8 protein-coding genes are annotated in these 10,377 nt (G+C 71.8%); 3 read left to right on the top strand and 5 right to left on the bottom strand.

What is annotated here, in order from left to right:
- On the bottom strand, window positions 1-1,008 hold a 1,008-nt coding region (locus tag VLJ82_RS09370; protein ID WP_408663070.1), incomplete at its 3' end, for a KUP/HAK/KT family potassium transporter.
- 265 nt (window positions 1,009-1,273) lie between these two features.
- Here VLJ82_RS09370 and VLJ82_RS09365 point away from each other — a divergent pair.
- A complete protein-coding gene (locus VLJ82_RS09365) occupies window positions 1,274-1,531 on the top strand; it encodes a PspC domain-containing protein (RefSeq protein ID WP_408663069.1) in 258 nt (85 codons plus the stop codon).
- Between the two features lie 87 nt (window positions 1,532-1,618).
- Here the strand turns inward: VLJ82_RS09365 and VLJ82_RS09360 are convergent, their stop codons facing one another.
- Window positions 1,619-3,364, bottom strand: coding sequence for a prealbumin-like fold domain-containing protein (locus VLJ82_RS09360; protein WP_408663068.1), 1,746 nt, complete (start codon window positions 3,362-3,364; stop codon window positions 1,619-1,621).
- 569 nt (window positions 3,365-3,933) lie between these two features.
- Here VLJ82_RS09360 and VLJ82_RS09355 point away from each other — a divergent pair.
- Window positions 3,934-4,746 carry a class I SAM-dependent methyltransferase gene (locus VLJ82_RS09355; protein ID WP_408663067.1) on the top strand — a complete coding sequence of 271 codons (813 nt, stop codon included), beginning with the start codon at window positions 3,934-3,936 and terminating at the stop codon, window positions 4,744-4,746.
- Here the strand turns inward: VLJ82_RS09355 and VLJ82_RS09350 are convergent.
- Complete coding sequence (locus VLJ82_RS09350; protein ID WP_408663066.1) at window positions 4,743-7,040, bottom strand: LamG domain-containing protein; 2,298 nt, start codon at window positions 7,038-7,040, stop codon at window positions 4,743-4,745. The two genes, VLJ82_RS09355 and VLJ82_RS09350, sit on opposite strands and share 4 nt — an antisense overlap.
- A gap of 174 nt (window positions 7,041-7,214) precedes the next feature.
- On the opposite strand from VLJ82_RS09350, the gene VLJ82_RS09345 reads away from it, so the two are divergent.
- Complete coding sequence (locus VLJ82_RS09345) at window positions 7,215-7,991, top strand: DUF5995 family protein (protein WP_408663065.1); 777 nt, start codon at window positions 7,215-7,217, stop codon at window positions 7,989-7,991.
- 71 nt (window positions 7,992-8,062) lie between these two features.
- Here the strand turns inward: VLJ82_RS09345 and VLJ82_RS09340 are convergent, their stop codons facing one another.
- Window positions 8,063-9,175 carry a cytochrome P450 gene (locus VLJ82_RS09340; RefSeq protein WP_408663064.1) on the bottom strand — a complete coding sequence of 371 codons (1,113 nt, stop codon included), beginning with the start codon at window positions 9,173-9,175 and terminating at the stop codon, window positions 8,063-8,065.
- 98 nt (window positions 9,176-9,273) lie between these two features.
- Window positions 9,274-10,371 (bottom strand): glycosyltransferase family 2 protein, encoded by a 1,098-nt coding sequence (locus tag VLJ82_RS09335; RefSeq protein WP_408663063.1) that lies wholly within the window; start codon window positions 10,369-10,371, stop codon window positions 9,274-9,276.
- Between the last annotated feature and the right edge of the window lie 6 nt (window positions 10,372-10,377).

Raw genomic sequence — 10,377 nt, 5'->3', positions numbered from 1 at the left:
GAGCTGCATCGCCTGCCGGGACAGCGAGAACGCCCCGGAGATGACCGCCTGGCTGGCGATCACCGTCGCCGCGGTGGCCAGCACCACCATCGGCAGCCGGCTCCAGCCCGGCAGCAGCAGGAAGAACGGGTTGGCCGCCGCCTCTGGGGAGTGCAGGATCAGCGCCGCCTGGCCCAGGTAGTTCAGGGTCAGCGCCGGGAACACCAGGAAGAACCAGGCCCGCCGGATCGGCGCCGGCCCGAAGTGCCCCATGTCGGCGTAGAGCGCCTCGGCGCCGGTGATCACCAGCACCACCGCGCCCATCGCCACGAAGCTGACGAACGGATGGTCCGCGCCGAACAGCACCGCGTAGCTGGGCAGGAGTGCCCGCAGCACGCCGGGGTGTTGCAGCATGCCATGCAGCCCGGCGAGGGCCAGCGCGCCGAACCACACCACCATGACCGGCCCGAAGAACCTGCCGACCCGGCCGGTGCCGAACCGCTGCACGGCGAACAGGCAGGTCAGGATCACTGCGGCGACCGGTACCACCACGTGTTCCAGGCTGGGAGCGGCGACCTGCAGGCCCTCCACCGCCGACAGCACGCTGATCGCCGGCGTGATCACCGAGTCGCCGTAGAACAGCGACACCCCGACGATGCCGACCACCAGCAGCAGGCCGGTCCGGATCCCGCGGGCGGCGTAGAGCCGCTGGGCGAGCGCGGCGAGCGCCATCACGCCGCCCTCGCCGTCGTTGTCGGCCCGCATGATCACGCTGACGTACTTGACCGACACGATCAGCGTGACCGACCAGAACATCAGCGAGATCACGCCGTAGACGTCGCCCGGGGTGGGCCGCACCGCGCCGTTGTCGATCGAGAAGACCGTCTGCAGCGCGTACAGCGGGCTGGTGCCGATGTCGCCGAACACCACGCCCAGCGCCGCGAGCACCAGCCCGCGGGCACCCGACGGATGACCGCCGGACGGAGCCCGCTCCCCTGCCGTGCCGGCCGGTGCCGTGGACACGCGCATGCCGCCTCTTTCCGCCGGAATGGTCTTCCCGCAGGTCGATGGAACCCCTGACCATGATCGGCCTTTCCGATCGCCGGCGTGCGACCGCCCTCCCCGGAACCGGCTCCGGGTGGCGCGGCCGGGTGGACCCCGACCCGGTGGGTGCGGCATCCAGGGTGGTTCTCAGGGCTGTTCCCGATGCCCGGGCACCCCTGCCGGCGGCATCGTGAAACGCATCGACATTCCACTACCGCCGGCCCGGCCGGCACCGAAGGGAAGAAAGATCATGAGTTCCATCTCCGAGCTGTTCCGTAGCCACGGCCTGACCCGGGCGGCCGAGGGCGGCATCCTGGGCGGCGTCTGCGCCGGGTTGGGCCGGCGGATCGGCCTGGACCCGTGGCCGGCCCGGCTGCTGTTCTTCCTGGTGCTGCTGGTGATCCCGGGCTGCCAGCTGCTGGTCTACCCGATCCTGTGGATCCTCATGCCCAAGGACGAGCCCAGCCAGCCCACCGCCCCCACCGCCACGGCCTGGCCGACCGCCTAGCCATCCCAGGGCCGCGCCGGTTTCCGAGCCGGGACGTGACCGTGCCGGCCACCCGTCGCAGGTGGCCGGCACGGCGTCTTGCTGCGGTCAGCTGTTGGCGATGGTGAACCGCTCGGTGCCACAACTGGACGTGGCGGCGAGGTTGAAGGTGTCACCCGAGTAGCTCGACTGCCAGCGCCAGGTTCCTTCGGTGCTGGCGACGAAGCTGGTGTTGGTGGTGGAGTAGGTGCCGTTGCCGGACACGTTCACGGTCTGGGTCAGGGCCGGCGCACCGGAGCAGGTGGCATCGGCCGGGCCGTACAGGCTCATCGTGATCGTGCCGCCCGCCGTGCTGGTCGCCCCGGACAGCGTGAAGCTGTCATTGGGGATCAGGTGCTGGGCGGTGCTCGCCGACGGCTGGGCCTGCACCAGCAGCTGCTCGGTGGAGCACACGCTGGTCGCGCCGGCGTTGGCGGAGTCACCTGAGTAGACGGCCTGGAAGCTGTAGTAACCGGCCGCCGCGGCGACGAACGCGTCGGAGTTCGGGACCACTGCGTTGGTCACCGTCTTGGTGCTGTTGAGCAGGTCGGTGCCGGTGCAGGTGTTCTGGCCGGCGTAGGCGGAGTAGGTGACGGTGCCACCCGCGGTCGAGCTGGCGCCGGACAGCGTCGAGGAGTCGGTGATGCTGTCACCCACCTTGGCCGTGCTGGCCGACAGCAGGGTGGCGATCGTCGGGTGGAAGGTCCGGTTGTTGGTGTAGGTGCACTCGACCAGGCCCACGGCCCCCATGGTGATGTTCACCGTCGCCCCGCTCGGCGTCGCGCTGGTGCCGGAACCGGTGGCCGTGCACTGGAGGTTCTTCAGCGTCCAGCCGTCGCTGACCTGGGCCGCGGTGAGGTTCTCGGTGACCGAGTAACTGCCCACCGGCACCGGGTCGTAGGTCCGGGTTCCGCCGTTGGACAGGCTGAAGGTCGCCGGGGTCAGGCCGGTGGTGGTGTAGCCGAAGCTGCTGTCACCGTTCTCGGTGACCTTGTGGATCACGATCCGGCCGCAGTTGCTGATGTTCACCGGGATCGGGGCGATGAAGTCCTTGATCTCGGCGGTGAAGGAGGACGACGAGCGGCTCTTGACGAACGCGCTGCCGAACGCCTCACAGATGCCGGCCGGGAACACGTTGGCGGCGGTCAGGTCGATCGACGCCTCGCCGAACAGCCCGACGCCCAGGGTCGGCGAGCCGGCCTGCAGCGGGTCGACGATGCTGACGGTGTTCACCGCGCCTTCCGACACCGCGCCGCTGAGGTTGATGTGCTTGCCCCAGCACGGCAACGCGTTGGCCGAGAAGCACTGGCCGGCGGTGTTGCCGGCAGCCGCGGTCAGCCAGAAGTTCAGGCCCAGCGTCGGGGTGCCGCTGCCGCCGAAGTCGTAGGTGACCAGCAGGTCGCCGGCGGTGCGGTTCAGGGTGACCGGCCCGGTAGTGGACGAGGTGAAGCCGGTGGTGGTCTTCTGGTTGATCTCGAAGTCCAGGTTCGCGTTGCCGATGTTGACCAGGCGTTCCCAGGCGAGGTAGAGGTAATTGTGGTTGTTGGCACCCAGCGACGAGGCGACGTAGAAGCGCGACAGGTCGTTCTTGTTGGGCGGAATGGAGCCGGTGACTACAGTAACCGCCGCGTTGTCCTCCTTGGTGCCCTGCCCGAAGGAGTTGTCGGTGCTTCCGCTGGGCTTGTCGACTCCGGTGCTCACGCCGGCGACATTGGCCCAGTCGGTGTTTCCGGCGGTGTTGACCACCATGTTGCCGTCATTGCCCTCGAACGTGGTGCCCGCCAGATTCGCAGATGCGGTGGTGGCAACCAGCATCGAGATTCCCAATGCTGCAGCACTTGCGACGAAAAGCGTGTTCCGCCGCCGGACGTGCTGGTTGGACCTGTTTCTCGGCATAGCATTCCCCCCGATCGGTCAAGCACATTCGCGCGGGCTCAACAGCCCGCGGACAGAGCCATATCAGGCACAGGGGCAGCGAAGGGGGAAGCTCCTAGGGTTCAGCTGGCACCCCCGGTTCCGCCGGGCAGGCACCGATGATGACGCGGCAACCGGTCGTCCGTCAGGAAGCCGCCCGTCCGGACGAGAGCTGCCGCATGCACCGACGGATTGCCACCGGCAATCCACATATGCTTTCGGCTAGGAGAAAGGTGCCCGTACAGTGGCACACCTTCGCCTGCTTGCCAAGAGAAATTGTGCCGGCCTGGCAATTCTTGAAGAACCCCTGAAGATTTCACGGCTTTCGACCAGCCCACATAACCATTTTCCGGAAATGTAAGAACACCTCAACAGGCTCGGACGGTACCGGCATTCCTGTCGCTCGACCGGAACTGATTGTCCTGCCCGCAATCCCCGGTCGCGTCGCGCGTTGTCGCTATCCTGCGACCATGCGCCCGGATTCGGAATGGAACGCCGCAATGCCCGAGGTGTACGACGAGTGCCTCGGGTCGGCGCTGTTCGCGCCGTACGCGAGCCTGGTTGCCACGGTAGCGGCGCGGCTGGCACCCCGCCGGGTGCTGGAACTGGCCGCGGGCACCGGCATCCTCACCGCCGAGTTGCTGCGGGCACTGCCGGCGGCCGAGATCACCGCCACCGATCTGAATCCCGCGATGGTGACCCGGGGTGCCGCCCGGGTGCCGGGGCCGGACTGGCGGCAGGCCGACGCCCAGCAGCTGAAGCTGTCCGATGACTGCTTCGACCTGGTGGCCTGCCAGTTCGGCGTGATGTTCTTTCCGGACAAGCCGACGGCGTTCGCCGAGACCGCCCGGGTGCTACGGCCCGGCGGGCACGCGCTGTTCACCACCTGGGACACCGTCGACACCTCCGAGCTGCCGGCGGCCATGGTCGACAGCCTGCAGGCGGTGCTGCCGGAGGATCCGCCCCGGTTCATCGAGCGGATCCCGCACGGCTACGTCGATGCCGGGCAGATCACCGCCGACCTGCGCGCGGGCGGGCTGACCGACATCGGCATCGAGCGGGTGGTGCTGCACGGCCGGGGCGATCGCCCGCGGGTTCTGCCTGGGCACCCCGCTGCGCTTCGAGTTGGCCGAACGCGGGTCGCTGGCCGAGCTGACCCGGCAACTGGCTGCGGAGATGACTTCCCGGCTGGGCCCCGGCCCGGTGGCCGGCGAGCTGGCGGCGTTCCTGGTCACCGCCCGCGCGCCGGGCTGACCCGCGGCGCCGACCGGAAAGGGCGCTAGGACAGCCGGCGTCCGGAGGCGGTGTAGTGCCGCTGCACCGAGGTGAGCGGAAGCACCCGGTTGTACACCGCCGCCTCGTCGATGCTGCCGGCCAGGTACCGGCTGGTCGGCGTGAGCGGCCAGCCGGTCAGGTTGTCGCCGCCGATCCGCCAGTACCCGTAGTAGTTCTGGTTCGTGGTGGCGGCTGTGTACCGGGCCACCACCTTGCCGTCGACGTAGAGAACCAGGCCGGACGAGCCCTGGGTGCCGACCACCTGGTGCCACGCGCCGTTGTTCAGGCCGGGCCGGGAACCGATGGTGTAGTTGCGGTCGGCATGCACGCCGAACACCACCCGCCCGTCGTTGGTCAGGTAGAGGTGCTTGTCGTACTGCTGGCTGACGGCCGGCGTCCCGTTGAGGGTCAGGCCGCCCTGCTGGTTGCCGAAGCCGATGATCCGGCCGCCCTTGGTGCTGGTGGTCTTGAACCAGGCCTCGATCGAGAAGGTGCCCGGCGACCACTGCCCCCGGGTCGCCGAGACGTAGCCGGACGAGCCGTCCACGGTCACCGCGGTGCTGCCGGCGACCGCGCCGGCCGCTCCCCAGCTGATGCCGCCGCCGCCCAGGGTCAGCCCGCCGGGGTTCTTGGTGTTCGAGCTGTCCGCGGTCAGCGGGCCGCCGGGGTCGCCGAGCCGCCAGAACAGCACCGGGCTGTCGGCGTTCACCGCGGCCTCGTAGGCCGGAGCGGCGCTGACGACGGTGATGGTCCGGCTGGGCAGCGAGCGCGGCCCGACCCGCGGGCCGGAGGTTTCCTTCACGTCGACGGTGTAGCTGTGCCTGCTGCCGACGGCCAGCCGGTCGTCGGAGAAGGTGACCACCGGCCGCTTCCAGAACAGCGACTTGACCGCCGCGGTGGCGATTGGGGTGCTGCCGCCGTCCCGGAAGAGCCGGACGGTCAGGTGCACGTCGTCGGTGTCCAGCGGGGACTGCACGTAGATGGTGACCTTGCCGCCGGCCCGGGCCACCGCGGTCGGTGCGGCCGGCCGGGAGGGGCTGGCCAGGTCGCCGGTGGCCGGGTTGAACCGGGCCAGGCCCTGCTGCGGCAGCCCGTTGACGGTGGTGAACTCGCCGCCGACGAACAACTGGCTGCCGTCGGTGGCCATCACGCGGGGACCGAGGCCGGTCTTGTTCGGGCCGCCGTCGGTGTTCGGGTACCAGGTGGACAGCAGCCCGGTGCTGGTCGAGCGCGAGAGCAGGTGCCGCGACAGCCCCTTGGCGGCACCGACCTCGCCGAAGGCGTCCGGGTCGCGCGGCCGGTCCCCGCTGCAGTCGTGGCTGTGCGAGCCGGTGTAGAGGATGCCGCCGATCGGCTGCACCGCCTGGGTGGCGCCCAGGCACTTGCTCTGCCAGCGCAGCGAGCCGTCCGCCCCGTTGACGGCGAAGGTGCCGTCGAAGCAGCCGAGCCCCGAGCCCTCGACGCCGAAGTAGGCGCCGGTCGGGTCGGTCTTGACGGTCTTGGCCTCCACCGTGCAGGACGGGCTCTTGGGTGGGATCACCGAGCCCGCCGGGAACGGCAGCGCGGTGCCGGTGCTGCTGTCCACCACCGCTGCCGCGTGCTGGGCGGGATCGCCGTTCAGGCTGGTGAAGGCACCTGCCAGGTAGAGCTTGCTGCCGTCGCCGGACAGCGCCGTCTGGTAGACCACGTTGTCGGCGCTGGCTGTGAAGGTGGGCAGCGCCGAGCCGGTGACCGGGCTCACCGCGGCCAGCCGCTGCTCGCTCGCCCCGCCGGCCGTGGTGAACGAGCCGGACAGGTACACCGCCGCCGCGGTCGCCGAGATGCTGGTCACCCGGGCGTTGGCGCCGGGGTTGAAGGAGGTCAGCGCCCCGGTGGGGGCGTCGAAGGCCGCCACCCGGCTGCGCGCGAGGCCGTTGACGGTGCTGAAGTCGCCGCCGAGGTAGATCGTCTGCCCGTCCGGGCTGGCCGCCAGGGAGTGCACCGGCGCGTCCACGTCGAGGTTGAACCCGACCACCAGCCGGCCGGTGCCGGCCTCGAAGGCCGCCAGGTGGTGCCGGACGATCTCGCCGGAGCCGACCGGCCGGCCCGGCAGCCGGACGCTGGTGAACTCGCCGCCGACGTAGAGCACCCCGCCGGTGGCCAGCAGCGCCGAGACCGGTGCGTTGGTCTGCCAGGTCGGTGCGACGTTGGACGGCATCGGGCCCTCGATCGCGCCGGCCCGGGTGGGCCGGGCCAGTGCCGACAGGCCGGACACGGTGGTGGCGACCGCGGCGACGGCCGCGATCAGGCGCCCAGCGCGCATGTCGTTCTCCCTGCATCGGTAACGCATTCCACGGTAACGCCGGGTTACGCGCCACCAAACCTGGGCGGCATACGGCGTTTGTTGCCGGATGCCGCTCCCAGGCATTGTTAGTTTTATGCTAAACAATCTAACTCGGGGCTGGGCGGAGTACAACCGAACTGCTATCCCTGTCCCATGTCGAACTCCGATGCCCGGAACTCCGACCCGACCGGTCTCGATCCGGTCGCCGAGGTGGTGGCCCGGCTGCGGCACCGCCTGGACAGCCTGCCGGCAGATGCCCGGCACCGCGCGCCGTTCCTCGGCGCCTACCTGCGCACCACCGAGGCGGTGGGCTCGGCGGTGTACGACGGCCTGTTCGAGAGCCCCGACTGGGTGCAGCGCTGGGACGTCGCCTTCGCCGAGCTGTACCTCACCGCACACGACTGCGACCTGCGCGGCGACACCGCCGGCGTCTCCCGGCCGTGGCGGCTGGCCTTCGCCGCCCCGCCGGAGCTGCCGGAGCTGCGGCACGTGCTGCTCGGCATCAACGCCCACGTCAACTACGACCTGCCGCAGGCGATGCTGGCGGTGATCAGCCCGGCCGACTTCACCGATCCCGGCCTGATCGACGCCCGGCGCCGCGACCACGAGCGGATCGACACCGTGCTGGCCGGCCGGGTCAAAGCCGAGGACGCCGAGCTCGACGACCCGCGCCGGCTGCTGGACCGGGCGCTGGGCCCGCTGAACCGGCTGAGTTCCAAGCGGTTCCTGCGCGAGGCGCGGCAGAAGGTCTGGCACAACGTCGGCGAGTTGCACGCCGCCCGGCTGGCCGGCGACGGGGCGTACCGGGCCCGGCTGGCCGAGCTGGAGGTGCTCAGCGCCGCCAAGATCGCCGACCTGCTGGCACCCGGGCAGGTGCTGCTGCGGCTGGCGGTCGCCGGCTTCGGGGTGACGCTGCCGCCGGCCGCCTGACCGAGCGGTGCCCGGGACGCGGCAGTTCCGGACCAGCCGCCGAGCTCAGGCGCCGCCGCAGCCCGGCCGGCTCAGGCCCGCGGGGCGTGGCGCAGGATCAACGGGCCGGCCGGCGCCAGCGTGATGCCGGCCTTGGGGCTCGGGTCCGCGGCGACCACACCCAGCCGGCCGCCGGCGAACGCCTCCAGCACGGTGTCGAGCACCAGCCGGGCGTAGGCGCTGCCCAGGCAGGTCCGCTCGCCGGCGGCGAACGGCAGGAACCCCCAGGCCGGCAGCGGCCCGGCGAAGCGCTCCGGGCGGAACTCGTGCGGCTCCGGCCACAGGCCTGGATCCCGATGGGTCAGGTAGGGGCTGTAGAGCACCAGCGTGCCCCGGGCGATCGGCAGGTCGCCGAACGCGGTGTCCCGGGCGGCCCGCCGGCTGCCCAGCCAGCCCGCCGGGTACAGCCGCAGCACCTCGTTGACAGCCAGCGGGCGCAGCTCGGCGGTGTTCAGGTCCGGCCGGGCGGCGACGTGGTAGAGCAGCCAGGCCAGGGTGTGGGCCGTGGTGTCATAGCCGGCGCTGAGCGCGACCCGCACCTCGTCCAGGCCGCCGGGCAGGTCCCGGAACGCGGCCGCCAGGCAATCGTCCGGGGCGGCCGGCAGCGCCCGGGCCAGCGCCCGGTTCATCCGGCCGAACAGCACCGGACGGCGCAGCAGCGGCCCGGGCAGCGCGGTGTCCAGCGGCCGCAGGAACCGGGCCAGCAGCGGCCCGGGCAGCACGTCGCCGAAGAAGGTGGCCGACAGGATCTGCCGGACGACGGCGGCCGACCAGGCCACCGCGTCGAACTCGCCGCTGGGCAACGCCCGCTCGGCTACTTCCCGGATTCGCGGCCGCAGCCCGGCGATCGAGCGCCGGGCGAAGGGCGGGTTCAGCTCGGCCCGGCGCTGCCGGTGCTGCGGCGCCTCGGTCTGCACCACCCCGGCGGCCAGGTGCGGAGACAGCCCGCTCATGCTGCCCCGGCTGCGGAACAGCTCCAGATCGCCCAGCACGAACCGGTTCCAGTCCGGCGAGTAGCCCACCACGGTCTCGCGCCACAGCCGCAGCCCGAACACCGGGCCGAGGCCGGCGCCCTCCTCCAGCAGCGGCAGCGGGTGCCGGCCCCACCGGCCGAGATGACCGATCACCGGCTGGGACCGGGGCATCGGCGGTCCCGGGCGCGGCCCCTGGAGCGGGCTCTGAACCGATGTCTGGAACGGTCGCCGGAGCGACCTCTGCGGCGGGCTCACGGGTAGTGGCGGGCTCATGGGTAGCTGCGGCCCTTCCAGTACTGCCGGCGGCGCATCGCCTGGCCGGCCACCGGCACGAAGGCGAGCGGGTACAGCGGGGTGAGAACCGTCTGCCAGGCCGCCCGGGGATGGCACTTGAGGGCGACCAGCAGCCGCTCGGCCAGTCCCAGCCCCAGCGGCAGCAGCCAGCGCCGCCGCCGGCCCGCGGCGAGGAAGGGCAGCGTGTAGACCACCAGGTGCCAGCCGGCGGCCGCCACCAGCCGCCACCGGGCACCGCCGGTCACCGCCAGCAACCCCCGGCCCAGCCCGCGCACGGCCTCGGAGTAGCCGGAGTACATCTGGGTTTGCACCAGATTTCCGCCCAACGCCAGCCCGAGCTTGCAACCGGCCCGGCGGGCCGCCCGGGCCAGTGCCACGTCCTCGACGAGCTCCGCGCGCACCGAGGAGAAGCCGCCCAGCGCGCTGCAGGTCTGCCGGTGCAGGGCCAGCAGCGACCCGTTCGCGGTGGCCGCGGCCGGCACGTCCACCGACAGCAGGCCGAAGGGCAGGAAGCAGAGCAGCACGTCGTCGATCAGCGGGGTCAGCAGCGCGTCGCCGAGGCCGCCGGTGAGCTGGCGGGGGAACACCGAGAACAGGTCCGCCCGCTGGCGGGCCCGCTCGGCCAGCACCGCCCGGACCGCCCCGGGCGCCAGCAGCACGTCGGCGTCGCAGAACACCAGCAGCTCGCCGCTGGCCTGGTCGGCCAACTGCTGGCAGGCCCAGTTCTTGCCGACCCAGCCGGCCGGCGGAGCGGTGCCGGCGACCAGCCGGGCGTGCGGGGTGTCGGCCAGCAGCGACCCGGCCAGCGCGGCCGAGCCGTCGGTGGAGCCGTCGTCCAGCACGATCAGCTCCGCGACCCCGGCCTGGGCCAGCGCCGCCGGCAGGAACCGGGCCAGCCGGCCGGCCTCGTTGCGCATCGGGATCAGCAACGACACCCGCTCGGCAGGGTGCACTGCCGGCCCCGGCCGGCCGGCGTCCGGGTGGCCCCGGCCGAGCACCGGGAACCAGGCAAGGTTGGCCAGCAGCGTCGCGAGCTTGGCCAGCAGGAAGCCGAGGACGGCACGGAAGATCACCGCGGG

The organism is Jatrophihabitans sp., assembly GCF_035474675.1.
Classification (GTDB): Bacteria; Actinomycetota; Actinomycetes; order Mycobacteriales; family Jatrophihabitantaceae; genus Jatrophihabitans_A.
This window is presented reverse-complemented; position numbering and strand designations above follow the sequence as displayed.

What these genes read in the sequence shown, in the direction of transcription:
- VLJ82_RS09365 (WP_408663069.1), top strand. Translation starts at nt 1,274, where the DNA reads ATGAGTTCCATCTCCGAGCTGTTCCGTAGCCACGGCCTGACCCGGGCG.
- VLJ82_RS09360 (WP_408663068.1), bottom strand. Translation starts at nt 3,364, where the DNA reads ATGCTGGTTGCCACCACCGCATCTGCGAATCTGGCGGGCACCACGTTC.
- VLJ82_RS09355 (WP_408663067.1), top strand. Translation starts at nt 3,934, where the DNA reads ATGCGCCCGGATTCGGAATGGAACGCCGCAATGCCCGAGGTGTACGAC.
- VLJ82_RS09350 (WP_408663066.1), bottom strand. Translation starts at nt 7,040, where the DNA reads ATGCGCGCTGGGCGCCTGATCGCGGCCGTCGCCGCGGTCGCCACCACC.
- VLJ82_RS09345 (WP_408663065.1), top strand. Translation starts at nt 7,215, where the DNA reads ATGTCGAACTCCGATGCCCGGAACTCCGACCCGACCGGTCTCGATCCG.
- VLJ82_RS09340 (WP_408663064.1), bottom strand. Translation starts at nt 9,175, where the DNA reads ATGCCCCGGTCCCAGCCGGTGATCGGTCATCTCGGCCGGTGGGGCCGG.